The sequence below is a fragment of the Marinobacter sp. G5_S1_61_S3 genome (genome assembly GCF_054968585.1).
This window is the reverse complement of sequence record NZ_JBQKUK010000007.1, coordinates 205,023-229,949: the sequence shown is the minus strand read 5'-3', so window position 1 is coordinate 229,949 and position 24,927 is coordinate 205,023. Positions and strand designations below refer to the sequence as shown.

Genomic DNA, 24,927 nt, shown 5'->3' with positions numbered 1-24,927 from the left:
ACCACCTGTACCGGAACAGCGCCCGTCAAGGCGCTACGCGCCATGCCTGGCGCACAACGATAAATGGCCGGAACGGGATCGTTCCGGCCCTCAAGCATTACTGCGGCACTCTTAGCAGACGATTGGGAGAGCCCTCTTCAATACTCCCAAGTACATTTCTGGTCGCCAGCTCGTCCAGCCTGGTGCTGACCGATGCCGGTGACAGATCGGGTTCAGCCCCCAGGATCAGGGCAACGCTGCCCGCTACGTGTGGCGATGCCATAGAGGTCCCGCTGATGGTGTTTACTTCATCGTCCTCCTGGTACCAGGCCGCGGTGATGTCAGACCCCGGGGCAAACAGGTCCAGACATTCTCCGTGGTTGGAAAACGACGATCGTTGATCCTCGCGGGTAGTGCTTCCTACGGTTACCGCTGATGCAACCCGATTTGGAGAGCCGGAACAGGCGTCAGCATCGCTGTTACCGGCGGCCACGACGAACGTCACTCCCTGCTCTATCGCACCACGCACGGCATCGTCCAGAGCGTCTGAATTTCCTCCACCAAGGGACATATTGGCAACGGCCGGCGCCTGATGGTTCTCAGCCACCCAGTCAACACCTGCGATCACATCCGCGTTAGAACCGGCACCGGAGCAATCCAACACCCGCACGGCCGAGATGGATGCGTTCTTGGCAACGCCATAGACGGTGCCAGTTGCGGTACTGGCGACATGGGTCCCGTGACCATTGCAGTCTGTGGTGTCTTCCGGGTCAGTCTCGCCACCAATGTTGACGATCGGGCCGATCAACGGCAACCCACCCAACCCCAGCAAGCCCGTATCGTTCACCGCAAAGTTACGGCCTTCAATCACCCGTCCGGCAAACTCATCGTGGCTATCCCGCAGACCTGTGTCGATGATATAGACACTGACTCCGTTACCGGCAGAGGACGGGTAGCTATATTGCTCATCCAGGGGGAGCACCGGCTGATCGATCCTGTCCAGCCCCCAGGTGGCATCACCCTGCGTCACCGCATTTGCGGCAACAACCTGGTCGGGCTCAACTGCCAGCACGCCAGGCAGGGATGACAACAGTGCTGCCTGCGGCTCTGTCATCGTGACCGCCGCACCGGTCATCGCAGTTCGGTATACATGCAGAATATCACCACCACCTACGGCCACCAGAAGCGATTCGACGCTTGCCTGCAGGTCGGCAAGCCCCAGCATGTCAGGAATCGACGGGGCCAGTGTGAGGATATAGCGCCCCGGTATGCGATCTCCCGGCTGAAGCGCGGATTCGGAGGCTTCCGAAGTGCCCGTCAGGCCGACACCATCCGACAGTTCTGCGAAGGCCGGGGCGGCCAAGAGAACACTGAGGGTAAAACCAATTGTTTTTGTGATCGTTGTTGTCAAAGCAGATCTCCCATTTGCTCATTTTCCATGATTGAGGCTCACCGGGAACGGACAACATAGAGCCTTATGTTCCACCACGGGACATTCCCCTTCACCGTTCCATGCATTGAAGGGCGATTCAGGTCAGATGAGGCCAATTCGGCTCTCTTAAACAACCTTTAATGCACAAAGGCCGATGTTGACAATTGAAGCTGATGGCAGAATGGGGAAGGAGCAAAAAGGGAGGGAAGCGGCTCCGGACGCGGGCATGATCCGGAGTCGCTGATTCAGCCTGGGCTGATGTTACTGCATGGGAACCAGTGTCAGCTCGACGCGACGATTCTGTTCACGTCCGCTTTCAGTGTCGTTGGAGGCAATCGGGTAGCGCGGGCCATAACCTGTCGCACGGGTCCTCTTGGGTGCGATACCCTGATTCAAAAGGAAATCCCTGACTGACCCAGCGCGGCGCTCACTCAACAACTGGTTGTAATCCCGCGAGCCAGTGCTATCGGTATGGCCTTCGATCTGAATGATGGTCTTGTCGAATTCCTTCAGTACCAGCGCCACGGATTCCAGCGTGTTGCTGAACGACGGCTTGATGGAGGACTGGTTGACGTCGAAGGTAATGTTGCCCGGCATGACCAGTTCAATTTCGTCACCATTGCGTACAACGCGAACACCGGAACCCTCGAGTTTGCGGCGCAACTGCGCTTCCTGCTTATCCATGTAATAACCGATACCACCACCAATGGCCGCACCGGATGCGGCACCAATCAGTGCGCCTTTGCCACGGTCACTGCTGCTGGAGGTTGCAGCGCCGACGGCGGCACCACCAATGGCCCCGATAATGCTGCCTTTCGTGGCGCTAGAGGTTTTTTCCTCACCGGTGTAAGGATCGTATGTCATACAGCCGCCAAGACCCACGGTGGCGACGGCAAAAGCTACAATCGTTTTCTTCACGGCATTCTCCAAAGTCTTTCCAAGGTATGACTGTTCGCGGCATGGTGCCGCCATTGGCTTTCCTTAACTGGCCTCAGACAGAGACCCGTCATGGTCGTTTTCAAACGTATCCACAATGGTATTGAATACGGTTGCCTGTAAATCCTGGGCTTCGTTTACTAGATGATGACGCCCATCCGGTATCCGGAGTTCCTCCACGGAGGAAAATTTATTGCGGATAATCCGCAGATTGTGCTGCCAGTCTACAGTCAGGTCCTTTTCCCCCTGCACCACGGTAATCGGAAAATCGACCGGGCGGGCGGACTCAATATGCGGTACCCACTGCCGTAATGCAGAAACCCAGTCCACATGTACGGCCCTGGCCTGGAGCGGATCGTAGTCCCTGAGGAACTTCAGGAAACGCGAGTTTCCACTGTTGGCCCCAAACGCCCGTCGCCATCGCGATATAAAGGGCTTTACCAGGCTGTGCAGAACTTTGGCACCCAGCCACCCCATCGGCCTGATCAACGGTGCCAGCAGTACCACCCTACGAAAATCCGAGGTTTCCCGGTCGTGATGGTTGGTCAGCAGGTAGTCAATCAGGATAGCCCCGCCCGTACTCTGCCCGACCGCATACCAGGGCGCCCGCACGTGACGCCTTACACTGGCCATGACATCCGTCAGCACGGCCTGATACTCGAGAAAACTACCAATCGCCGCTGGTGTACCACTGGACAGCCCGTGCCCGGGCTGATCATAGGCGAGCACATCAAAGCCTGCACCCAGGCAACGGTCGATCAACTGGCTGTATAGCCCTACATGGTCAAAGTAGCCATGCAGGATAAACACCGTGCCCCGGGGCTTGCACTGATCCGGAAGGCGAAAATAGTGGACCATCACCTGGTGCCGGTCCGCCATCACATAACCCTGGCGATAGCTGACCTCCGGGTGCTCTACCCAGAGATCGAGGCCGTAGAACCGGCAGTAGGCCACCATATCCTCGCTGAGTTGTTCCTGGCTTTCAGGCTCGAAGGGCGACATTCGCTCAAGTAACGACGCCCTGTCCCAGTTCGGAATTTCTATGGTATCTGTTTTCCAGTACACGTAGAGTTAAACGCCTGTCATGAATGGGTATGAAAATAGCCGTGTGTCTGCATTAAGCTTGGTGCTTAGATTAGCACACCACAACCCCGGAGTTGCCGATGATACAAACCGCCCTGGAAGCCGGCCTGCGCCAGACCATGAACCGACTCGTTCGTCCCCTGCTGCACCCCGCGATTCCCGTTGCCCTGCAACGCCGGTTGATCAGCAAGGCCTACCTGACATCGATTCCGCCACGTGGCACCCGGTTTGAAGACATCCAGGCAGAAGGGCTTTCGATCACCCGGGCCTGTCACAGCGACAACCCTCACGGGGTCATACTGTATTTCCATGGCGGTGGTTACATCATAGGCTCGCCAAAAACACACAAGGGAATTACCGGCCACCTGTCGAAATTCAGTGGCGCGATGGTGGTTACTCCCGATTACCGATTGGCACCGGAGAACCCCTTCCCCGCGGCACTGGACGATGCTGAAATGGTTTACCGCGCCTTGCTGGACGAAGGGCATCCGCCTGCAACCCTATGCCTCGCGGGCGACTCAGCCGGCGGCGGACTCGCCGTAGCCCTGGCCATGCGCCTACGCGACAAAGGCCTGCCCTTGCCCTCGTCGCTGATGGTGCTGTCGCCCTGGACTGATCTTTCCCACCAGCACCTTTACGCGCCTGAATGCGAGCCGGTTCTACAGAAGCCGTGGATCGACAAGTCCGCGCGCCTGTACTGCGGCAACACACCACCGTCCGAGCCTCTCGTTTCACCCGTATTTGGCGACCTTTCCGGCCTTCCGCCGTTGCTGATACAGGTGGGCAGCCAGGAAATCCTGCTGAATGATGCCCGGCGCCTGGCGAACGCGGCCAGCCGTGACAGTGTCGATACACGCCTGGAAATCTATAACGGTCTCTGGCACGTTTTCCAGGTCCACGCGGGGCAACTGGACCGCGCCACCGAGGCCCTGCAAACCGCTGGCGCGTTTATACGCCAGCATCTGTCGAGTTGACCGGGAGGATAACCTCCCCACGAATCAGCGCTTCCTTCTGCCTGCGCGGCCATTGTTTGATCTGCCACTCAAGTTTCGACGCCGTCGCCCTGTCTGTCGTCTCGGCGGAAAATGCGAGCTCAAGGGGCCCTTTGCCCCTCAGGCTACGGGCCCCTTTTGGTGCACCGGCCTGGTGTTCGGCAAAGCGCCGCGCCACATCGGTTGTGATCCCCGTGTAAAGAGCCCCTTTGGCGGTCCGTACCATGTAGATGAACCACTGGCTCATACCGATGAAACCCTCGCCATTGTCTCCCGGGTTTTACGTTGCTGAATCCACAGCCCCGCAACGATCAACACCAGGCCAACGTATGTGGATGGCAGAATGATCTCGCCAAGAATGAAATAGATGAACACCAGCGACAGGAACGGTGAGATAAAGATGAGGTTACTCACCCTGGCGGTATTTTCCGCCTTCTTCATGGCGTAGGACCAGAGCACAAAGGCAATTCCCATTTCGAACACACCCACGTAGGTGGCCGCCAACAGGCCTGTTGTGGGGTTGAAATCGAAACCGTCCGTCACCCCGCAAATCACCATGATCACCGGAAGACCGCAGAGAAAATTCAGGAACAGACCGACCACCGGATCCCGGGTATCCCGAGTCGCGATAATCCAGTAGGACGCCCAGACCAGGGTGCTGCCGATGGCAAGGCCCACACCAAGAGGGTCGGAGAACGTTAACGACAACACATCGCCACGGGTTGCGATAACGACGACCCCGCTGTAGCAAATCAATCCGGCGATGATATCGGCACGCCGCAATCGCTGTCCCAGGAAGGGCACCGACAGGTAGGCCAACACCAGCGCCCAGGTGTAGTTCAGGGGTTGCGCCTCCTGGGCAGGCAGCCGGTCGAACGCACCAAACAGCAGGAAGTAGTACAGGCAGGGATTGATAAGCCCCATACCGAAAGACTGCAGATATTGGCGGCGCGACAGTTCAAAGACCAGGTGCCACCGTCGTTGTGCGACCAGAATAAGCGCCATCACTATTACCGACGCGGAACAGGCGACCACCAGCATCTGGACCGGGGTCAATTCCCGCAATGACAACTTGAACGCAGTGGCCACTGTTGACCAGAGCAATACCGTTCCAAGGCCGTAAAGCAGTGCCTGTTTCTGGTTAGTCATGAGCAGTGTCCTTTTCCGCATCAAGCCAGCGATAGAGCGTACGCCGGTTTACCCCGAGTATCTGGGCCGCACGGCGTTTATTGCCTTCCACCGCATCAATAACACGCACAACATAGTCCTGCTGGACCTGCTCCAACGTGGGCCAATCCGCCAGGTTTCCTGATGGCAGCACCGGCCGGCCCTCAGCAGACTCTGTCTGGCGCTTGCGGATACGGGCCGGCAGATGTTCCGGCAACACCACATCACCGTCGCAAAAGGTCACGGCCCGTTCAATCGCGCTGGCCAGTTCCCGGACATTGCCGGGAAACGGATAATCCGCCAACATTCGCGCAGCCACTTCGCCCAGCTGCAGGAATCCGCGCTGGTGACGCCGGGCGGAATCCCGCAGGAAATGCATGGCAAGCAGATCCACATCGTCATCCCGCTCCCTTAATGGCGGCACCATCAAGGTCAGGGTTTCCAGGCGATAGTAAAGGTCCTCGCGGAAGCCACCCTGTTCCACGGCCCTGACCAGGTCCTGATGGGTAGCCGCAATAACACGCACATTGACGGCCTCTTCGTGGTCAGAACCCACCGGCTTAATCGTGCCTTCCTGCAGCACACGCAACAATTTCGCCTGAAGAGCGAGCGGCATCTCGCCAATTTCGTCCAGCAGCAGCGTGCCTCCATCCGCTTCGGCAAACAGCCCCCTGCGGGCGGATTTTGCGCCGGTAAAAGCACCGGCTTCGTGGCCGAAAAACTCGCTTTCCATCAGCTCATGGGGTATGCCCGCGCAATTGACTGGTATAAACGGTCCTTGCCGGCGCTCGCTCTCGTCGTGAATGGCCCTGGCGACCAGTTCCTTGCCGGTGCCGCTCTCGCCACTGACCAGGACGGCCGCCTGGCTACGGGCCACCTGTCGTATTTCGTTCCTCAAACGCTCCATCGCCCGGCTCTCGCCCACCAGCCCCAGCGCACTGTCGCTTTCACTCTGGGATTTGTAACGTGCGAGTTCACTGGTCACCGCCGCATGGGCCAGCAGGCGCTTGATCTTCAAGCGAAGATGGTCGGTGGACAGTGGTTTGGTGAGGAAGTCATCGGCACCGGCCTTAAGCGCCTCTACCGCCTGGTCAACCGTGCCGAAGGCTGTGATGATGATAAAGGGAACCGAATGGCCTTCCGCCTGCAGCTTCCGTAGTATTGCCAGGCCGTCGCCGTCTGGCAATCGAAGGTCCGACACAATCAGGTCCGGGCGCCATTCCCGCAACCCATTGCAGCCTTCCTCAACGGTTGCAGCACTGCGTACCGCATAACCATCCACCTCAAGCTCCTCTGACAGAAGCGTCCGCAAACTGGCGTCGTCTTCCACCAGCATGATCAAAGCGGGCCTAGCTTTCATGATGGGCCTCCGTCGAGTCCACTCGTTTCTCATACACTGGCCAGAACGTTGACATCCGGCACCCGCCGTTCGCGTTCGTGCCAACCTCAATCCGACCACCATGTTCCTTGATTACACTGCCGACCACCGCAAGCCCCAGACCGGTTCCCTCACCCGCCGCACGGGTACTGAAAAAAGGCTCGAAAATCCGCTCCCGCAGCGAATCATCGATACCCGGGCCATCATCATCCACCCGCAACTCCCAGTATCCGTCGAGGGGAATAACAGACACGATCACCCGCGAGCGAGCCGCTTGGCACGCGTTGCGGACCAGGTTCAGGCAGGCCATTTCGAGACGGGTTGGCTCGGCCAGAACGCCGGCGCTGGCCTCCGGAATATCGGTACAGATCTCAACGCCATGGCACTTGGGCTCGTCGCATACCCGCGCGGTCAGATCGCGAGCCGTCGCCGCCAGGTCGGTTTCCCGGCGGGAGTCCGGCACATGGCGAAAACAATCGAGCAACTGCTGGATAATCAATGTCATCCGCTCGACCTGATGTTCGATATCCTTCAGGTGTCGTCGGTCGCTATCTGCCAGGTCGCCCCGCCCAAGGATATTGGCGCGACCCTGGATGACATTCAGCGGCGCACCCAGCTCATGGGCAACGCCACCGGCAACCCGCCCGATCATGGCGACCTTTTCCTGATACTTCAGCTTCTCTGACAGTTCCCGCTCGCGTTCAACGCTCTCCCGGATTTCATTTTCCGCAACCGCCATACGGGCGCCCATGTCTTGCAACCCCTCGTGGATCTGTCTCAGCTCCCTCGGCCCCGCGGGAGGTCCATCAATCTGCCAGCGGCCGGGGGCCATCCGCTCCATCAATTCCAACAGCCGGCTGACATGGCGACCGACGGCACCATAGTGCCCCAGAACAACCACCAGAATGACCATCAACGACACCACCGACCAGATACTGACGGCCCAGATTCGGCTTGATGCCACCAACTCATGGAAATCGCTACGCTTTCGGGTTACCTGAAGCAACCCCTGAATTCGACCGTCCGGGGCAACCAGCGGCGTGAATTGTGAGAAGACTGACACCCCGTCGACCCTACGAAACGCTCCGTCCAGCTTGCCACTGGCTATCGCGCGTTCGGCACTGTCGCTCCGCGTAACATCACTGTCCGCCACACCGAGGCTGGCGATCTGCTGCCCGTCTTCATCAAACACTGAGGCACCAAACACCCGGCCGATGCGGAAGATGGATTTCAGCGACTCCCCCAGAACAATTTCATCGCCATCGGACATGGCCTGGGACAATGGACCACTGACCGCCCGGGCCACAAGCTCCAGATCTTCCCGCAAACGGTCATTCAGATTACGCTCGACCGCACCGAGCCCCACATAAATGGCGACGCCGCTGAATACCATCAACGGTACAACCATGCTCAGCACCAAGGTCAGGCGCAGCGAGCGAAACATGTCCCGCGCTCTTGATACAGGCGTTTTCATAACGTGCTCCGACAAAGTGTCACACAGGTATGCCACATGTGACATTTAGCCACAACGCACATTACGCATAGGTAACGCTCATACATATCCAAATCACTGTTTTTTCTAGCTTTTCATAAAAATAAAAAGCTGGCACAGAGCTTGATTAAGCAACACCAACGTTCGAGGAATCGCATTCCTTTCAACGTCAGACTGCATTCGATGACACCGTGCAGTCCCTTCAACGCAAAAGGAGAACGCCATGAATAAACTTCTCATTTCACTGACCGCATCCCTGGCACTGCTGGCAGCAGGCCCCGTACTGGCACAGGAAAACCAGCAAAGTCCTGAAGCCACCAATCCCAACGGCGGATACAGTGATCCCGCCTCCGCCGGCACCCAGAAAACCAACTTTACCGACGCGGAACTGAAGCAGTTCGTTGAGGCCCAGGAAGGTATCAACAATATCCGTGATGAATACATGGAAAAAATCGAAGCGGCTGATTCCCAGAAAAAGGCCCAGGAACTGCAGATGGAAGCCAACGATGAAATGGTCACAGTGATTGAGGATTCCGGCATGGATATCCCCACCTACAATTCCATCGCCACCGCTTACAACAGTGAACCTCAGGTTCGGAATCGCGTTGATGCACTGATGTAAGCGGCTTCCCCACATTGGTTGCTTCAGGCCCTGCTATTGCAGGGCCTTTTTGATTCTGCAAACGAGGTCGCGATGGCCATAATCAACGTTGATTGTGGTATCTTGTCGGCATGATTTTGTAGAGACCAATGGAGACAAACCATGCGAAGATTCTGCCGCGGGCTAACCCCATTGCTCTTGACGGTTATGCTTGTCCTGGCAGGATGTTCAGACAGCCCCGCACCGGTGTCCAGCGGTGACAATGATGAGAAGCCATCCTACCCCGTTACCTGGCGCTTTGCCCTTGAGGAAATTGAAGGCAGCGTCCAACACCGTTATGCCCTTGAATTCAAGGACCGTATCGAGCGTATCTCTGATGGCAACATCCTCGTTGATGTTTTTCCCTATGGCTCTATTGGCACGTCACTCCAACTGACGGATCTGGCCCGGGAAGGCTCCGTCCATCTCGCTTTCGCCTCCCCCGGCCACCTGGCCAACGTTATTCCCGAGGTGGGCGTGTTCACCCTCCATTATCTGTTGTCTGATGACGAAGAGGTGAATCGTGGCGTCCTTGCCAGCGATGATTTGAAGCAACTGTTCCACGAGCCTTACGAGGAGCAGGGCCTCAAGCTTCATGGTTTCGTACCTGAGGGTTGGATGGTCTGGACCGCCAACAAGCCCTTGCGGAGCCCCGCGGACTTCGACGGACTCACTATCCGCACCATGACGTCGGACATCGCTGAAGAGACCTATAAAACCTATGGCGCGACAACCAGCCAGGTTCCTTTTTCGCAGGTCTACAGCGACCTTCAGTTACGCCGCATTGACGGGCAGGCCAACCCTGTTTTCGCCATTGAAGAGATGGGATTCTATGAAGTCCAGGGTGTGATGACGTTTGCCAGACCTGCCCAATTTGTCACCTCCGTGGTTTCCAATACGTCGTGGTTTGACGCCCTTCCCGAAGACCAGAAACTCTGGCTGGAAGATGCTATGGATGAGATCGCACCGCTGGCTTACGAGGTACAGGCTGAACTCAATGCAAGCCGTCTCGATACCATCAAGGAAAACAGCAGCATCCGTGTGGTTGAATTGACCGAGGAGGAGCGGGACCGCTTCCGTGAGGCCAGCCGGCCGGCCCGCAAGGCCTATATACGTATGGCTGGTGAGCGTGGAGCAGCCATCCTGGACCAACTCCTGACAATGGTCAGCACAACAGAGTCCGCAATACCAGCAACGGATACGACCGCCCAATAGCGCTATTCAGGCACCAGCCAGCTGCTGTTCGATGACAGGCCCAGACAGCGATCACCGGAAACCGTATCCATCATCTCCGCAAGCCGGGTGTCGAATCCCCAGGGCGGGTTCACCACCAGCACTCCGGACCCGGACATTCCACGTTGCGGGGCCCGGTTGAGTGCAACTTCGCTGCACAACACCTTGCGCACGGGCCCATCAGACACCGCATCCTTTAATCGCTTGTGGGGGAAACCCGCCAGAATCGGATACCAGATCAGATACACGCCATGACGGCATTTCTGCCACGCTCGCGCCAAGGTGTTCGCCACTTCTTCATAGTCGCTTTTGATCTCGTATGAAGGGTCCGTCAGCACCAGCAACCTTGGTTGCCTGGGCGGCAGATGGCGAAGCAACCCCTTTAATCCATCCTCCTGAAAGACCTTGACCCGGGAATGCCCGGCAGCCCACTGCCCCAGGGTTTCGCCTTCGGCGGGGTGCAACTCGAAGGCGGTCAGGGTGTCCTGCTCCCGCAGGTAACGGAGGAACCAGCGCGGCGACCCCGGATAGCTCGCCAATTGCCCGTCCTTCCCCTCCCCCGAGGCCAACCCAGCCAGGACGGCCTGCCAGTCGTCGGAATGCAGCTCGGCTCGAAGTGGCCAAACCTTCTGGATCCCTGCAGCGGCTTCACCGGTTTTAAGCGCCCTATCTCCCGCAAGATCGTAGCTGGCACTACCGGCATGAGTATCGAAGCAGGCGATAGCAGACGATTTGGCCTGCATCATCCTGACCGCAAGCGTTAAGGCAGCGTGCTTGTGAACATCGGCAAAATTACCGGCATGAAACGCGTGGAGGTAACTCAGCATTACGGACTCCTGACGAAAGGGGCACCATTAGGCTACAGCAGGAGCAGAGTTGGCAAACATTTCTAACTATCCCCAGCCAAGTCAACAAAATTGAAAATCATTCTCACATTCGTTGCAACCGCCCACCCGCTCTCTATAATGCGAATAACAATACGTTTTATTTAATTAACAGCGAAAGGACATCGAAATGGCCCTGCTCTCAAACGCATCACGCATTCCCCTGGCGTTCGCTATCTCCGCGACGCTACTGACGGCCTGCAGTAGCGGCGACGAAACCGCATCCACATCCTCGGCAGCCGAAGAGCCGGCGGCAGCAGAAGCCATCAGCAAATCCGATGTCGTGGAACACTACGCCGACCTGGCCCATGCAAACTTTGAAGACGCACTGACCGCCGCACAGTCCCTCGACAGCACAATAGACACCTTCCTGGAAAGCCCGACCGAAGAAAATCTGCAAAAGGCAAAACAGGCCTGGCTGGCTTCCCGGGTGCACTATCAGCAGACTGAGGTGTTCCGCTTTGGTAACGCCGTGGTTGATGACTGGGAAGGGCAACTGAATGCCTGGCCGCTGGACGAAGGCCTGATCGATTACGTAAAGGAAGACGGCTACCAGTACGAATTGGGCAACGAGGGCGCTACGGCAAACATTGTTGCCAGCACGGAAATCAATATTGGTGGCACGACGGTCGACGCTTCCAGCCTGACACCAGACCTGCTGGCGGAGCTGAACGAAATCGGAGGCTCGGAGGCCAACGTGGCCACCGGATACCATGCCATTGAATTCCTGCTGTGGGGCCAGGACCTGCACGGCTTCGATCGCGGCGCCGGACAGCGTCCTGCGACGGACTACGCCCAGGGCGAGGAGTGCACCCATGGCAATTGCGACCGCCGCGCCGCCTACCTGGATGCCGCGACCGATCTGTTGATCACCGATCTCGAATGGATGGTTGCACAATGGGCACCCGGCCAGGAAGACAACTACCGCTCCCAGCTGCTCGCCGAAGCACCGGACGCCGCCATCCAGAAAATGTTCTTCGGCATGGGCTCCCTGTCTCTGGGTGAGCTTGCCGGTGAGCGCATGAAAGTCGCCCTGGAAGCCAATTCCTACGAGGATGAGCACGACTGCTTCAGCGACAACACCCACAACTCCCATTACTACAACGGCCAGGGCGTGGCCAACATCTACTCCGGCAGCTACACCCGGATTGACGGTTCTGAACTGACCGGTCCTTCCCTGTCCGATCTGGTTGCCGAGCTCAACCCGGAACTGAACGAGACACTGAGCCAGCAGTTCGAAGAGTCGATGAGGGCGCTGCAAACCATGAAATCCAGTGCCGAAGCCGAGTCAGAGCCGATGAAATTCGATATGATGATCGCGCCAGGCAATGAGAAAGGCGCGGAGATCGTAAACGGCGCGATTATGGCGCTGGTGGCACAAACCGGTTCCATTGAACAGGCCGCCCGCGAACTGGGCATCGACTCGCTCAAGCCTGATGACGCCGGCCATACCTTCTAGCTTACCCACTAACTGGCTGACCCACTAAAAAGTAACGACATGTTGTAGAGAAACCATGCGCCAACGCCCCCTGCTACTGCTGACCTTGTTTTCGGGAGTGGCCGTAGCAGCGGCCTTCGCCATGGCTGCCGCCCAGGAACCTTATCCGATCCAGGCGACGGTCAAGACGGGGGGCGAAGGCACAGTGGATCAGTTCGATCACAATGCCTATTCCCTGCCCCAGGCTAACCTGTCCATGACCAGGCGCCTGGATTTCAGTGTCGGCAACAGTTTCTTCCGCAACCCCTGGGTCGAAGCCCCTGCCAGCACGGATGCCCGCGACGGACTGGGGCCACTGTTCAACACCAACTCCTGCCAGGGCTGTCACATAAAGGATGGCCGTGGACATCCTCCCGGCGCTGACGACAAACCTATATCGCTGTTCCTCCGCCTCGCCGTGCCAGCCGATCCCGAGCAGGATGCGGATATCCTGAAGACCCACGGATTCAAACCGGCCCCCGTGTACGGCAGCCAGTTGCAAACCGCCGCCCTGCCGGCCGCCAAACCTGAAGCCGATCTGGTGATCGACTGGGAATCGGTGACAGAGACGCTGTCGGACGGCACCGAAATAGAACTACGAAAACCGGTCTACCGGATCGAGAACCCTAACTATGGCCCACTCCCGGAAGACCTGTTGGTGTCTCCGCGGGTGGCTCCGCAGATGATCGGCATGGGTCTGCTGGAAGCCATACCGCTTGAAGACCTGCAAGCACTGGCGGATCCGGAGGATACGGACAACGACGGCCTCTCCGGCAAACTCAATCAAGTCTGGGACCTGGACAGCCAGCAAACCGTGCCGGGTCGATTCGGCTGGAAAGCTGCCGAACCAAACGTTCATCAGCAAAGCATGGGGGCGTTTGCTGGAGACATGGGGCTGACGTCCACCCTCAAACCGGCAACCGATTGTACGCCCGAGCAGAACTGTGGGCGCTTCGCCAACGGCGGCAGCCCCGAAGTGAGCGACAAGGTGAGCAACTTCGTGACCTTCTATGCCAAAAGCCTGGCAGTACCGGCACGCCGTGACCTGGACAATGTGTCCGTTCAACAAGGTGCGGAACTGTTCAATGAAACCGGCTGCGCCGGCTGTCATACACCAAGGCACACTACCGGCATCGCCCCGGACCGCCCGGACCTCAGCAACCAGACCATATGGCCCTATACCGATCTGCTCCTGCATGACATGGGTCCGGCGCTTGCCGATGGTCGGGATGAATTCCTGGCCAACGGCAACGAATGGCGGACACCCCCGCTCTGGGGAATCGGCCTGGCTCAACGGGTCAATCCGCAGTCCGGGTTCCTCCACGACGGGCGGGCGCGAACACTCGAAGAAGCCGTGCTCTGGCACGGGGGCGAGGCCGGGCCGGCAGCTGAACGTTACCGTCAGATGCCCGTCGAAGACCGGGAGGCACTCCTGGATTTCCTGAACTCTCTCTGAGGACACGCCATGCGACCATTAACGAAAGCCGTGGGTATTGCCGCGCTGATACTGGTTCCAATTGCTGGGATGGCTGCCAGCCAGACTGAAACGAACAGCAACGCGACACAACAATGGCACCAGGGAATTCTCGCAGGTTACCAGTCTCTGGCGGCCGAAGCGGGCGACTTGTCCGTTGCGGCTGTCGACTACTGCAGCGCGCCGGAACAGGCGGCACGCGATACCCTTGAGCAAGCCTGGCTGGACACCTTCCTGGCGTGGCAGCTTGTCCGTTTTGTGGATTTTGGCCCGGTGGAGAACGACAACCTTGCCTGGCAGTTCCAGTTCTGGCCCGACCCGAAAAACCTCATTGCCCGCAAAGCCAGCTACCTGCTGAACTCGGAAGACCCGATATCGGGTGAGGTCATCGCCGAGTCCGGCGTGGCCGTACAGGGTTTTCCCATGCTGGAGTACCTGTTGTACGACGAACCATTGAACGCCAGCGACAATGCCCTACCCGCGGAAAAGACCTGCGGCCTGCTGAGAGCGGTTGCCGGCCACATCGAAACCAATAGCCAGCAACTCCGTGATCAATGGCAGACGTTCCGCAAGGATTACCTGGCCACGGAACAATACCGCGACACCACCATCCGGGCCGGCATGGCGGCCCTGGAGATTCTGGAGGATCGCCGGCTTGCCCAGCCAATGGGGCTCCGTGGGAATGGCAAACGTTCTGTCTACGCCGCCGATGCCTGGCGTAGCGGCCGTAGCCTGAAGACCATGGAAGCAACCATCCATGGCCTGGAGCAGTCTTTCCTGCCGGGCCTGACACAGCTGCTAAAGGAAAGCGAACAACCGCAACTGGGTCCACGAATTGAAAACCAGTTCAAGGACGTTCTGGAGCACTTCCCGGAACTCCATCGCCCCATGACTGAGCTGCTTTCCAATGACGATGCCTTTTCCCTGCTCCAGGGCTTCTACGTTGACGTTTCCCAGTTAACCACTCTGATCAATGACCAGGCAGCGGTTGAACTCGGCGTCATTCGCGGCTTCAATTCCAGCGACGGCGACTGATGAGCAGCAACAGGCAACCCGGAGGTGCACTTATCAACCGCAGACAACTACTGAAAGCGGGGATGGCCGGAGGACTGGCAGCCACCCTGTCCGGCTGCAGTCTGCTGCCTCGAAAAGCGGATTACGCGCCAGATCAGTACGTCGGCGCCGTGGGACTGCCCGGGGGTAAGTTCGGCATTAGTGCCATCAACCGCAAAGGTCACCTCATATGGGAGTCACCGGTCGACACCCGTTGCCACAGCGGATGTGCACGCCCGGATGGCTCTCAGGTCATCTTCTTCGAACGCCGGCCCGGCTGGGCGTTTTACGGGTTCGACGCCCACAGCGGCAACAGGACACATCGCGTCAAAGCCGCTTCCGGGGAACACTTTGTCGGTCACGGAGTGTTCTCCCCCGACGGCCGCTGGCTCTATGTCACCGCCAGCCGCTACGAGCCGGGGCAAGGCATTATTGCCGTCTATGACGCGGAGCAGAATTATCAGCGGGTCGATACCTTTGAGCTTCAGGGCATTGGCCCCCATGAGCTGACACTGCATCCAGATGGGGAAACCCTGGTGATTGGCCTGGGCGGCATACTGACCCACCCGGACTACGATCGCCTCAAGCTGAACCTCGACACCATGGAACCCGCGCTGATCCTGATGAACCGCCGCAGCGGTCGGATTATTGGGCGGTTCAACCCTGCCCATCACCAGCAAAGCGCCCGTCATGTCAGTACCGGTTCGAACGGCCGGGTGTACGTTGCCTACCAGTACCAGGGGCCCCTTCACGAGTCCCCCGCCCTCATCGCGCGGCTGGAAGGCGGTGAGCTTCAGGAAATCCGATTCGAAGAGGATACCCAGGCAGCACTGGCCAACTACATCGCCAGCGTTGTTGCCCATCCCGAGAACGACCTTGTCGCTGCCGCGTCGCCAGTGGGCGGCACCGCCGTGGTGTTCAATGGCATCACTGGCGAACTGCTGGCCAGGGCGTCCATACCCGACTGCGCTGGCGTCCAGGCTTTGGCAGGAGGCGATTTCCTGATCTCCTCCGGACGCGGAAAACTGGTGCGCCTGGGGCAGGACAATCAGTCACGGCAAATCGCCGATCTGCCGGTCCAGTGGGACCACCACCTGGTCTGAATCACCCGCAACGCGGCCCTCCTGCCTTAAGGCAACTCGCCTTAGCTGGTATCCTTATGAGCCATTTGTTCAGGAGGACGGCAACTTGCCCGCCAGAAACAAGGACACCCTCGACCAGGTTTACAGCCTGATTGCCAACGAAGAAGACGCCCGGGTCTGCACGGACATCCCCGATGAAGCCTGCCGGGAGGTGCCACGCAACTTCTTCCTGATCCTCGGCAGCAATGTGCTGACCAAACTTGGTGACTTGCTGATCAGCCCCAAGACCGTGCTGGCCTGGCTTTTGAGCGCTATCGGAGCGCCTGCCCTGGTGGCCTGGCTGGTTCCGATCCGGGAGTCCGGCTCAATGATTCCGCAAATGGTGATCGGTGCCTGGGTCCGGCGCAAGCCTGTACGCAAATGGTTCTGGACCCTGGGAAGCTTTGGCCAGGCGGCCAGTGTTCTGGGCATGGCGGCGAGCGTCTGGTTCCTGGAGGGCTACGCCGCGGGCGCCGGCGTGGTGGGCGCATTGGTGCTGTTTTCCCTGGCCCGGGGGTTCTGCTCGGTGTCCATGAAGGACGTGCAGGGGAAATGCATCCCGAAGAAACGCCGAGGGCGGCTGTCTGGCCTGGCCTCCACCATCGGTGGGACCGCAACAGTCATCCTCACCGCCTTGCTGTTCTGGAACCGGGGTGACCCTGGCGTACTTTTCTACACCCTCCTGCTCCTGTTGGCTGCCTGCCTCTGGGTTATTGCCGGCTTTCTATTCGCCTCTGTTGATGAATACGAGGGCGAAACCGGCGGTGGCGGCAATGCGCTTGGGGACGCGTTCAAAAGCCTGTCCCTTCTCAGGGATGACGTGCCCTTCCGGCACTTCGTGATTACCCGCGCCCTGCTGTTGTGCTCAGCGCTGGCGTCGCCTTACTTTGTCGTGCTCGCCCAGAAAAACTCTGATACCGGGTGGCTTCTGGGCGTCTTTCTGCTGGCGAGCAGCCTCGCCAGTTCCATCAGCGCCAGCGTGTGGGGTTGGATGGCGGACGAGTCCAGCCGGCGGGTAATGATTCGCGGTGCCATTGTCGCCAGTGGCGCTTGCCTGACGGTGGGCCTGACCGCTTTGTTTGCCGGCGAAGCAACCTCCAGCATCTGGTTCTATCCCGCCGGGTTCTTCGTGCTGAGCATTGCGCATGCGGGGGTTCGACTGGGACGTAAAACGTATCTGGTCGATATGGCAGGCGGCAACAAACGCACCGACTATACCTCCGTGAGCAATACCGTTATTGGGGTGCTGTTACTGGCAACGGGCGGGCTGACAGCGCTGGTATCGATGATATCCGACGTGGCGGTGATACTGACGCTGGGCGCCATGGGGCTGGCCGGCGCCATCAGCGCCACCCGGTTAAGGGAAGTGACCGAGGATCAGTGAGGTTCCGGTGGCTTCCCGTCGTTCAACGCCAGGGCGCCTTTCACAATGCGGTAGATGATCCAGATGGAGATGCCCAGTAACACAAACCAGCCAATGATCAGTGGCGTCGTCACGATGCCAATCACCGTCCATAACAGCCCGATCCAGAAGGTTCGTATCTGCCAACGGAAATGAGGCTCTATCCAGGTGCTCTTTACGTCATCGAGCTTGACGTAATTGATGATCACACCCACCAGGCCGGTAATGCCACCGACAAAGAACGACAGCGCCTGCAGGATATAAACCAGCACCGCCAGGTTGCGGCCTGGCTCTTCACGTCGTGCTATGGGGTCTGCATTGGCGGGGATGTATTCGTGCTCGGACAAGTCACTCTCCTCTGGCTCCACACCCGCAGTGTATCACAGCAACAGGAGCCGGAAACCGCTGGAACTTAGCGGTTGTCCGGTTTGTAACCCAGGCGGAAGCCACCCCAGTGCTTGCCATTCACGTAGATCGGCACTGACAGGTCATGCATAACCTCGCCAGTATCCCGGCGGTAGGTCTGTAGCAGCATATTCTGGGTATGGCTGCCACACCGAGCACCGGTGCGGTCGTTAAACAGCCGTTTGCTGCGACTCTTTACCAGATCCACTTTCGGGTCGCCCGTTGGCGCATGGGCGAAATCACGGTTGTGGGTCGGCACATAGCCATCCGGCGCGGCGGCAATCGCGAAGACCATCGACGGGTGGGCCCCTTTCACCGCTTCCTGAACGGTGGGCAGTTGCTGATCGGTGAACCGATCAAAGCTGCTGGAATACTTCTGTGGATCGGTCTTGGGAATGGGGGTTCTTTGCTTATCAAACAGGGCGCTTTCTGCCAGTTGCCCATCGCGAACCGCTTTTTCAAAGAGCTTTCCAATCCGGTCCGCACCCTGCCGGGCCTGGTCGTAGAAGAAGCGGTGATAGCTTTCATCGCTGTTCAACGCAAATGCCGCGTTGGCCTCTTCCGCCAGTTCCATCAGTGTCGCTGCCTGCTGGGCAAGCGACGCAACGCTGGTATCGCTCTCGGTAATCTGATCCCGAACCGTTTCAATGGCCGACGATACCTGCTGCAGGCTCTGCTCGTTGTTCTGGTCAATCTCGGCAATGCGCGCCACCTGCTGCTGCACACGGTCAGACTGATCACGAATCTGATCAAGGCGCTCGCCAACGCTTTCAACTGACTCCAAGCCGGATTCAACGCTCTTGGCCAGGTCCTCGATCCGCGAAACAATCAGGGAGGTATCGGAACGTATTTCCTGCAGCGTTTCGGCCACCTCACCGGTTGCCTGCGCGGTTCGCCCGGCCAATTGCCTGACCTCGTCGGCAACCACCGCAAAGCCCCGCCCCTGGTCGCCGGCACGAGCGGCTTCAATTGCCGCGTTCAAGGCCAGCAGGTTGGTTTGTTCCGCGATGCCCTGAATGGTGGTGGTGACACCCTGGATCTTGTTGGATTTCTCGTTCAGTTCCTGAATTAATCTGAGGTTCTCGCTGGACTGCTCGTGCACGGCTCGCACGCTATTGATGGCAGAGGTCAGCGCATCACGGCCCTCAACGCTCACCTGACGGTTCTGCAGAGCCATGGTCGCAGCATCGGTGGCCTGCTGGGCGGATTCACGCACACTCTCGGTAATCTGACCCGCGTACTCCGCCATCTGTGCAGTTTCACTGACCTGTCGATCCAGGCGGTTTTTTAGTTGGTCGGCCGCGTGGGACACCTGGGCCGCAGAAATGGCACTTTTATCGGCACTGCCGGACAGGGTTTCCACCAGTGCCCGCCCTGCTTTGGCGTCCGCAAGGAGGCTTGCACACTGTTTGCCCAGCGGACTATCCGCTGGCAGCTTACCGGCGTTGAGCTGCTTGATGGAACGTTCAACCGGTTCCAGAACGCGTAACACCAGATACGCGGTGGCGACGACCAGGCCAATAACCACGCCCGCCACCAGCGACGCGCTATCCAACCCTATCAACGGCGCCACCAGGAAAGCCCCAAAGGCGACGACAACGGCGACTGACACCCCCACAACCAGAACAGGCCGACTGAGCAAACCCATATCCACCTCTTTATTTTCATTATTAGTGAATGCATCTTTTTTGACGATTACTCGTGAGAGTAAAGAATTGACCTTTACTTATAACTGCTACTTTAGTTGACCAATACTGGTTTTACGGCAGATCGATGAAAAACTGAAACAAAAAAGCCGTAACGCCGGAGACGTCCTGTTGGAAGAATCCGGCGTTACGGCTGGCTCTTGTCGGTGTGCGCCCGTGGCGCCTCTATCAGGCGATCAGGCGCCGATCACACCGCCATCGTCTTTGGTTACGATAACAGTGGCGTCGCGGGGACGGGACTCGGCCGCGTTCGGCCAGTTACCATCCGGGTGCTGGATGTTCACGAACATGGTCTTAACGTCCGGTGTGCTGACAACGCCAGTTACTTCACAACCTTGGGGCCCGACGAAGAAGCGCTTGATTTCGCGTGTCTCCGGATTGGCGGCCAGCATCATGTTGTTGAAGTACGGGTCAGCATCAGAGCCATCGGTCTGGATCCACAGCCGGCCATTGTAGTCAAACCAGAGGCCATCCGGGCTGTTGAAAATATTATCATCGTTCAGGGAGACGACGGCCTCACCATCGACAACAGTTTCCGTACCCTGCTCGCCGGCGAAGACAAAGATGTCCCAGTCAAAGCTGGTAGCCGTGTGATCGCTACCTTCTTCAGTCCAGCGAATGATGTGGCCGGTGGCATTGGGAGAGTTCGGGTTGGCGGCGTTGACGTCGTCGAACCCTGGCTGGCCCCGGTTCGAGTTGTTTGTCAGGGTGAAATAGACCTCGCCAGAGTTGGGATCAACAGCGCCCCATTCCGGGCGGTCCATCGTTGTAGCACCAGCGATATCGGCCGCGAGTCGCGTATTTAGCAAAACGTCAGCCTGATTCTCAAAACCATCAAACTGGATATCGCCGACCATGCTGCCTTCGACCGCAGCAACCTTGCTGGCGAAATCCGCGTCGTCCAGATCCAGCGCCAGCCAGTCACCAGAGCCATCCGCGTTAAAGCGGGCTACGTACAAGGTTCCCTCATCCAGCAGGTAGCCACCGGCCGTCGAGGCGTAGTATGGCTGAGACGACACAAACTTGTAGATATACTCGAAACGGGAGTCGTCACCGGAGTAGCACACCACCGGCTCACCTTCCTTCGCCGGCGCAAAGATGACGCCTTCGTGACCAAAGCGTCCCAACGCAGTACGTTTCTGGGGCTTGCTTTCCGGCGTAAACGGATCAATTTCAACCATGAAGCCGTAGGTGTTGGCTTCGTTGCGGTAGTCGTCAGTCGCAGCCGTTCCGGTCGTACTCACATTAAACCGTACATATTGGTCAGCCGCACTGTCTGCCAATTCCCAGTCGTACCGGCTGGAGCTGCCAACACCATGTCTGATCTGCTCGCGAGGTTGAGTTGCGTCGCTATTGGCAAAGTAGCCGTGCCAGTTCTCTTCCGCGGTCAGGTAGGTGCCCCAGGGCGTTAGGCCCATCGCGCAATTGTTCAGGGTACCGCGAGTTTCCGTCGCATTGGGGCTGTATGTTGTGACCAGCTTGCTATACCCACGTAACGGGCCACGGATGTCCATCTCGGTGCTGCCGGTAATACGACGATTGAATGGACTGCCGAAGACAACGTCCCAGGTACCGTTGGCGTCACGCTTGATGTGGACTAAAGACACACCATGGGCGGCAATTTCCTTGCGAACCTCATCGGCGGGGCGCACGCCACCATTATCACCGGCGTTGGTCGGCCCATTGGCATGGAGTGCAGACTGATTGATGTACTCATGGTTCATCACCAACAGGCCTTCCGTTGAGCTGTTGCCACCGGCCTTCTGGTCTATCGGGAAGAAATGGAGACCGTCGTGGTGCATTCCAACCTGCTGTTCCTGATCGGCACCGGTATTGGTGCCATCGGCTTTATACTCAGGATAAGAACCAGTGATCGGGGTTCCCCAGGGCAGAAAAGTGACCGAGGAATAACCCTCTGGAACAACTACTTCGTTAGCGCTCGATACGGCAACCGCATTGAAACCAAGATCCGTGTTGGCGGAACTTCCTCCTGTGGAGGAGCCGTTGTTATCGTCATCATCGCTGCCACAGCCGGCCAGGCCCAAGCCCATTACGCTGGCCAACGCGGCGCCAACAGAACCTTTCATAACAGTACGGCGCTGCATACGGGCCGCGAGGACCTGATGAAAGGGCGTGTTGCTTGAATGGTTGACTACGGGCTCGTAATTGGGATCCAGGTAGTTGGAATCCAGATCATGCTTTGCCATGGTCCTGCTCTCTCTCGGGTGGGTTATTGGTTTTCGAGAGAACAGTGTCGGTGGGTTAAGTGACAGATTTCAGACAGTAAAAAGACAGTTTCTTTAACAATTTCTTACAACCAAAAAAGCCTGCCCATAAAGGGCAGGCCACAGACGCAATCTTATTGCATGGAGTCGCCGGCTTCCTCAGCGGCTTCGCCCATTTCCTCACCGGTCTCTTCCATTGCTTCGCCAGTTTCTTCGGCGGCATCTCCAGCAGCGTCCTTGGTTTCGTCCCAGGCGCTGTCATTCTGGCCGGTGGCATCTTCGTAGGTCTCTTCGACCGCATCGCCAGCGTCATCCGCCATTTCCTCAACGTTGTCGCCGGCTTCCTCGAGATCGACGCCTTCGTTGTCATCCTGGCTGCAGGCCGCAAGGCCCAGCGTCATCAGCAGTGCCAGTGCGCTCAGTGTCAGCTTGTTCATAACTGTGTCCTTTCTTTGGCGTGTGAAAACAACAGCGACAAGTCTACGGCCGTGACGGAGCGGGCACAATTACTTGGGAATTACGTTTTTGTTAGCAGCGACAATAAGTTAGCGAAAGCAATAACCTGTAGCCATTAATTGGCTCCGGCTACGACCTTACCGTCCAGTGTCAGCACGTGATCAAGGCGAACCATGTGCCCCCGCCCAAGAAAAACAAACTCCTGGCCAGCGCGACTGAAGAGATCGCGGATGACATCGTGGGTCGTACAGATCTGACCGGCATCGTCGCGATAGACAATCTCGGCCAGTTTTGAAGAGGTCAGATACTCCCGGAGCAAACTGTGAATTTCACAGCGTACCGGGCGATAGGCATTGGAGGCGTGTCCCGACGTCATGGCAGCTTCTTCCCTGTGGATGCAGCAGGATAGGAAAGCGCCCCGGTACGCTGAAACCTGCGTTCCGGGGCCAGCCTACAGTCTGGTTTAGATTGTGTCAGTCCGCCAGTTTCAGAACCACTCCGACTTCATGTTCATGCAGGTGTCGTCCTGGTTGCGGAGCAGCACCAGATCCTGTGCCACAGTAGGCAACTCCCAATGGAAGAAGTACTGGGCGGCCTGCAGCTTGCCCTGGTAGAAGTTCCTTTCTTCGTCGCTGTTGGCAGAACCGAGGGCCTTGGCGGCGGCGTTGGCCTGACGCAGCCACATCCAGGATACGATGATATGTCCGAACAAGTGCAGGTAGCAGGACGCGTTGGCCAACACCCGGTCGGGATCCTCCGACATCAGGGATTTACCCAGACTCTGGGTCACTTTCACTGCTTGCTGCAGGGTTTCACTGAGGGACAGCGCCCATTGCTGGCACCGATCGGTGGTGGCGGCTTCCAGGTCCACCTGCATTTCCTGCATCAGCAACTGCAGGCCGTGGCTCTGATCCTGCCAGATCTTGCGCCCCAGCAGGTCCAGCGCCTGGATGCCGTTGGTGCCTTCGTGAATCGGGTTCAGGCGATTATCCCGCCAGCACTGCTCCACCGGGTATTCCCGGGTGTAACCGGCACCGCCATAGACCTGGATTGCCAGGTCGTTGGCCTTCGGGCCGAACTCGGATGGCCAGGCCTTGATGACTGGCGTTAGCAGGTCCAGCAACTTGCCGGCTTCCATCCGCTTCTGCTCGTCCGGATGGGTGTGCTGGTCGTCCATCAGGCGTGCGCCGTATAGGCACAGCGCCAGGCCACCTTCACTGTAGGCTTTCTGGGCCAGCAGCATGCGTCGCACATCGGCATGCTCAATGATGGGAACCTGGGGTGCCTCCGGGTTCTTTTCTGACGGCTTGCGGCCCTGCAGGCGGTCCTTGGCGTATTCCAGACTGTGCATGTAGCCACGATAACCAATCACGGCGGCGCCGAAGCCGACGCCCACACGGGCTTCGTTCATCATCTGGAACATGTACTTCAGGCCCTGGTGGGGCTCGCCCACCAGATAGCCATGGCAGGGTGCGTCGTCACCAAAACTGAGCGCCGTTGACGTGGTCCCGCGGTAGCCCAGCTTGTGAATCAGGCCGGCCAGGTTCACGCCGTTACGTTCAGTCGCGTTGCCTTCTTCATCCACGATGAATTTCGGCACGATAAACAGGGAGATGCCTTTTACGCCTGCCGGGGCGCCTTTGACCTTCGCCAGCACCATGTGAACGATGTTTTCGGTGAGGGACTGTTCGCCGCCGGAGATGTAGATCTTGGCGCCTTTGATCAGGTAATGACCGTCGTCAGTCGGCGTGGCCGAGGTGCGGATATCAGCCAGTGACGAGCCGGCGTGGGGCTCGGTCAGGGCCATTGTGCCGGTGAAGCGGCCGCTGAGCATGTGTGGCAGGAAGGTGCTTTTCTGCTGGTCGTTGCCGAACACGCGGATCAGGTTGGCGGCAGCGGTGGTGAGGAACGGGTAACCCGCAGTGCCCGGGTTAGCGGCGGTGAAGAAGCCGTTACACGCTGCCATGACAGATTCGGGGAGTTGCATGCCACCCAGTTCGTAGTCGTAGCGCCCGGCAATGAAGCCGGCATCGGCGTAGGCGTCAAAGGCTTCTTTGACCTGAGGCAGCATTTCCACCTGGCCGTCGACGAATTTTGGCTCGTCTTTGTCGGCGGCGCTGTTGTGGGTAGCGAATTTGTCACGGGCGATTTTGTCGGCGGTTTCGATGACGGCGTCGAAGGTGTCGCGGCTGTGTTCGCTAAAGCGCTCGCGTTCGCTGAGGCTTTCGGTGTCGAGTACTTCGTAGAGTTGGAACGCCAGGTCGCGGCGGTCAATCAGGGTGTCGGTCATTTCGGGTCTCCTGTTTATGGCGTATAGCCTCTCATACGGTTGTTTTTGTTGAAACCGGCGTTAATGACATAATCATGGTTAAAATTGCCACTTTTATTCCAG

General features: G+C 58.3%; 22 protein-coding genes. 8 read left to right on the top strand and 14 right to left on the bottom strand.

Annotated features, from left to right (window positions below; translation table 11 throughout):
* Positions 1–97: 97 nt before the first annotated feature.
* The 3 genes from ACTRWH_RS09180 to ACTRWH_RS09170 form a co-directional block, all read right to left on the bottom strand.
* Positions 98–1,390 (bottom strand): S8 family peptidase, encoded by a 1,293-nt coding sequence (locus ACTRWH_RS09180; protein WP_198324912.1) that lies wholly within the window; start codon positions 1,388–1,390, stop codon positions 98–100.
* 282 nt (positions 1,391–1,672) lie between these two features.
* Positions 1,673–2,329: a YiaD family glycine zipper/OmpA-like lipoprotein gene (locus ACTRWH_RS09175; RefSeq protein ID WP_036210301.1), complete on the bottom strand. Its 657-nt coding sequence runs from the start codon at positions 2,327–2,329 to the stop codon at positions 1,673–1,675.
* Positions 2,330–2,392: 63 nt separating this feature from the next.
* The gene (locus ACTRWH_RS09170) at positions 2,393–3,412 is read right to left on the bottom strand and encodes an alpha/beta hydrolase (RefSeq protein ID WP_036209603.1); all 1,020 of its coding nucleotides are present in this window, start codon (positions 3,410–3,412) and stop codon (positions 2,393–2,395) included.
* A 98-nt stretch (positions 3,413–3,510) separates the two neighbouring features.
* Between ACTRWH_RS09170 and ACTRWH_RS09165 the strand changes: the two genes are divergently transcribed.
* Positions 3,511–4,404, top strand: coding sequence for an alpha/beta hydrolase (locus tag ACTRWH_RS09165; protein WP_036209601.1), 894 nt, complete (start codon positions 3,511–3,513; stop codon positions 4,402–4,404).
* Here ACTRWH_RS09165 and ACTRWH_RS09160 read toward each other — a convergent pair.
* The 4 genes from ACTRWH_RS09160 to ACTRWH_RS09145 are packed head-to-tail and all read right to left on the bottom strand — an operon-like array spanning position 4,379 to position 8,441.
* Positions 4,379–4,669 (bottom strand): GIY-YIG nuclease family protein, encoded by a 291-nt coding sequence (locus ACTRWH_RS09160; RefSeq protein WP_126811949.1) that lies wholly within the window; start codon positions 4,667–4,669, stop codon positions 4,379–4,381. The two genes, ACTRWH_RS09165 and ACTRWH_RS09160, sit on opposite strands and share 26 nt — an antisense overlap.
* A complete protein-coding gene (locus tag ACTRWH_RS09155) occupies positions 4,666–5,571 on the bottom strand; it encodes an EamA family transporter (RefSeq protein ID WP_462826303.1) in 906 nt (301 codons plus the stop codon). The genes ACTRWH_RS09160 and ACTRWH_RS09155 overlap by 4 nt, the downstream gene beginning before the upstream one ends.
* On the bottom strand, positions 5,564–6,949 hold the full coding sequence (locus ACTRWH_RS09150; protein ID WP_091640904.1) for a sigma-54-dependent transcriptional regulator: 1,386 nt from the start codon (positions 6,947–6,949) through the stop codon (positions 5,564–5,566). Before ACTRWH_RS09150 ends, ACTRWH_RS09155 begins: the two co-directional genes overlap by 8 nt.
* Positions 6,939–8,441, bottom strand: coding sequence for an ATP-binding protein (locus ACTRWH_RS09145; RefSeq protein ID WP_226909943.1), 1,503 nt, complete (start codon positions 8,439–8,441; stop codon positions 6,939–6,941). Before ACTRWH_RS09145 ends, ACTRWH_RS09150 begins: the two co-directional genes overlap by 11 nt.
* Positions 8,442–8,682: 241 nt before the next feature.
* Between ACTRWH_RS09145 and ACTRWH_RS09140 the strand changes: the two genes are divergently transcribed.
* Both ACTRWH_RS09140 and ACTRWH_RS09135 read left to right on the top strand, forming a co-directional pair.
* Entirely contained in the window at positions 8,683–9,081 is a 399-nt protein-coding gene (locus tag ACTRWH_RS09140) for a DUF4168 domain-containing protein (protein WP_036209594.1), read from the top strand.
* Positions 9,082–9,222: 141 nt separating this feature from the next.
* Positions 9,223–10,314 carry a TRAP transporter substrate-binding protein gene (locus ACTRWH_RS09135; protein ID WP_075197067.1) on the top strand — a complete coding sequence of 364 codons (1,092 nt, stop codon included), beginning with the start codon at positions 9,223–9,225 and terminating at the stop codon, positions 10,312–10,314.
* Between the two features lie 2 nt (positions 10,315–10,316).
* Here the strand turns inward: ACTRWH_RS09135 and ACTRWH_RS09130 are convergent, their stop codons facing one another.
* On the bottom strand, positions 10,317–11,159 hold the full coding sequence (locus ACTRWH_RS09130) for a 23S rRNA (adenine(2030)-N(6))-methyltransferase RlmJ (protein WP_136633733.1): 843 nt from the start codon (positions 11,157–11,159) through the stop codon (positions 10,317–10,319).
* A 187-nt stretch (positions 11,160–11,346) separates the two neighbouring features.
* Here ACTRWH_RS09130 and ACTRWH_RS09125 point away from each other — a divergent pair, with 187 nt between their 5' ends.
* The 5 genes from ACTRWH_RS09125 (at position 11,347) to ACTRWH_RS09105 (ending at position 17,725) form a co-directional block, all read left to right on the top strand.
* Positions 11,347–12,675 carry an imelysin family protein gene (locus tag ACTRWH_RS09125; RefSeq protein WP_462826302.1) on the top strand — a complete coding sequence of 443 codons (1,329 nt, stop codon included), beginning with the start codon at positions 11,347–11,349 and terminating at the stop codon, positions 12,673–12,675.
* A 55-nt stretch (positions 12,676–12,730) separates the two neighbouring features.
* Positions 12,731–14,149, top strand: a complete 1,419-nt coding sequence (locus ACTRWH_RS09120) for a di-heme oxidoreductase family protein (protein ID WP_075197064.1) — start codon at positions 12,731–12,733, stop codon at positions 14,147–14,149.
* Between the two features lie 9 nt (positions 14,150–14,158).
* Positions 14,159–15,202 carry an imelysin family protein gene (locus ACTRWH_RS09115; protein ID WP_075197063.1) on the top strand — a complete coding sequence of 348 codons (1,044 nt, stop codon included), beginning with the start codon at positions 14,159–14,161 and terminating at the stop codon, positions 15,200–15,202.
* Positions 15,202–16,323, top strand: coding sequence for a DUF1513 domain-containing protein (locus ACTRWH_RS09110; RefSeq protein ID WP_075197062.1), 1,122 nt, complete (start codon positions 15,202–15,204; stop codon positions 16,321–16,323). Before ACTRWH_RS09115 ends, ACTRWH_RS09110 begins: the two co-directional genes overlap by 1 nt.
* An 85-nt stretch (positions 16,324–16,408) precedes the next feature.
* The gene (locus ACTRWH_RS09105) at positions 16,409–17,725 is read left to right on the top strand and encodes an MFS transporter (RefSeq protein ID WP_075197061.1); all 1,317 of its coding nucleotides are present in this window, start codon (positions 16,409–16,411) and stop codon (positions 17,723–17,725) included.
* On the opposite strand, the gene ACTRWH_RS09100 is transcribed toward ACTRWH_RS09105, so the two are convergent.
* The 6 genes from ACTRWH_RS09100 to ACTRWH_RS09075 all read right to left on the bottom strand — a co-directional run bounded on the left by ACTRWH_RS09100 (position 17,719) and on the right by ACTRWH_RS09075 (position 24,825).
* Positions 17,719–18,090 (bottom strand): DUF4870 family protein, encoded by a 372-nt coding sequence (locus ACTRWH_RS09100; RefSeq protein ID WP_075197060.1) that lies wholly within the window; start codon positions 18,088–18,090, stop codon positions 17,719–17,721. The two genes, ACTRWH_RS09105 and ACTRWH_RS09100, sit on opposite strands and share 7 nt — an antisense overlap.
* Positions 18,091–18,155: 65 nt before the next feature.
* Complete coding sequence (locus ACTRWH_RS09095) at positions 18,156–19,796, bottom strand: methyl-accepting chemotaxis protein (protein ID WP_085679710.1); 1,641 nt, start codon at positions 19,794–19,796, stop codon at positions 18,156–18,158.
* A 234-nt stretch (positions 19,797–20,030) separates the two neighbouring features.
* On the bottom strand, positions 20,031–22,061 hold the full coding sequence (locus ACTRWH_RS09090) for an alkaline phosphatase PhoX (RefSeq protein ID WP_462826301.1): 2,031 nt from the start codon (positions 22,059–22,061) through the stop codon (positions 20,031–20,033).
* 152 nt (positions 22,062–22,213) lie between these two features.
* Entirely contained in the window at positions 22,214–22,516 is a 303-nt protein-coding gene (locus ACTRWH_RS09085) for a hypothetical protein (protein WP_007154470.1), read from the bottom strand.
* Positions 22,517–22,650: 134 nt separating this feature from the next.
* Positions 22,651–22,911: a hypothetical protein gene (locus ACTRWH_RS09080; RefSeq protein WP_041332374.1), complete on the bottom strand. Its 261-nt coding sequence runs from the start codon at positions 22,909–22,911 to the stop codon at positions 22,651–22,653.
* A gap of 111 nt (positions 22,912–23,022) precedes the next feature.
* Positions 23,023–24,825, bottom strand: a complete 1,803-nt coding sequence (locus tag ACTRWH_RS09075) for an acyl-CoA dehydrogenase (RefSeq protein WP_036209548.1) — start codon at positions 24,823–24,825, stop codon at positions 23,023–23,025.
* Between the last annotated feature and the right edge of the window lie 102 nt (positions 24,826–24,927).

What these genes read in the sequence shown, in the direction of transcription:
- ACTRWH_RS09165 (WP_036209601.1), top strand. Translation starts at nt 3,511, where the DNA reads ATGATACAAACCGCCCTGGAAGCCGGCCTGCGCCAGACCATGAACCGA.
- ACTRWH_RS09160 (WP_126811949.1), bottom strand. Translation starts at nt 4,669, where the DNA reads ATGAGCCAGTGGTTCATCTACATGGTACGGACCGCCAAAGGGGCTCTT.
- ACTRWH_RS09155 (WP_462826303.1), bottom strand. Translation starts at nt 5,571, where the DNA reads ATGACTAACCAGAAACAGGCACTGCTTTACGGCCTTGGAACGGTATTG.
- ACTRWH_RS09150 (WP_091640904.1), bottom strand. Translation starts at nt 6,949, where the DNA reads ATGAAAGCTAGGCCCGCTTTGATCATGCTGGTGGAAGACGACGCCAGT.
- ACTRWH_RS09145 (WP_226909943.1), bottom strand. Translation starts at nt 8,441, where the DNA reads ATGAAAACGCCTGTATCAAGAGCGCGGGACATGTTTCGCTCGCTGCGC.
- ACTRWH_RS09140 (WP_036209594.1), top strand. Translation starts at nt 8,683, where the DNA reads ATGAATAAACTTCTCATTTCACTGACCGCATCCCTGGCACTGCTGGCA.
- ACTRWH_RS09135 (WP_075197067.1), top strand. Translation starts at nt 9,223, where the DNA reads ATGCGAAGATTCTGCCGCGGGCTAACCCCATTGCTCTTGACGGTTATG.
- ACTRWH_RS09130 (WP_136633733.1), bottom strand. Translation starts at nt 11,159, where the DNA reads ATGCTGAGTTACCTCCACGCGTTTCATGCCGGTAATTTTGCCGATGTT.
- ACTRWH_RS09125 (WP_462826302.1), top strand. Translation starts at nt 11,347, where the DNA reads ATGGCCCTGCTCTCAAACGCATCACGCATTCCCCTGGCGTTCGCTATC.
- ACTRWH_RS09120 (WP_075197064.1), top strand. Translation starts at nt 12,731, where the DNA reads ATGCGCCAACGCCCCCTGCTACTGCTGACCTTGTTTTCGGGAGTGGCC.
- ACTRWH_RS09115 (WP_075197063.1), top strand. Translation starts at nt 14,159, where the DNA reads ATGCGACCATTAACGAAAGCCGTGGGTATTGCCGCGCTGATACTGGTT.
- ACTRWH_RS09110 (WP_075197062.1), top strand. Translation starts at nt 15,202, where the DNA reads ATGAGCAGCAACAGGCAACCCGGAGGTGCACTTATCAACCGCAGACAA.
- ACTRWH_RS09095 (WP_085679710.1), bottom strand. Translation starts at nt 19,796, where the DNA reads ATGGGTTTGCTCAGTCGGCCTGTTCTGGTTGTGGGGGTGTCAGTCGCC.
- ACTRWH_RS09090 (WP_462826301.1), bottom strand. Translation starts at nt 22,061, where the DNA reads ATGGCAAAGCATGATCTGGATTCCAACTACCTGGATCCCAATTACGAG.
- ACTRWH_RS09085 (WP_007154470.1), bottom strand. Translation starts at nt 22,516, where the DNA reads ATGAACAAGCTGACACTGAGCGCACTGGCACTGCTGATGACGCTGGGC.
- ACTRWH_RS09080 (WP_041332374.1), bottom strand. Translation starts at nt 22,911, where the DNA reads ATGACGTCGGGACACGCCTCCAATGCCTATCGCCCGGTACGCTGTGAA.
- ACTRWH_RS09075 (WP_036209548.1), bottom strand. Translation starts at nt 24,825, where the DNA reads ATGACCGACACCCTGATTGACCGCCGCGACCTGGCGTTCCAACTCTAC.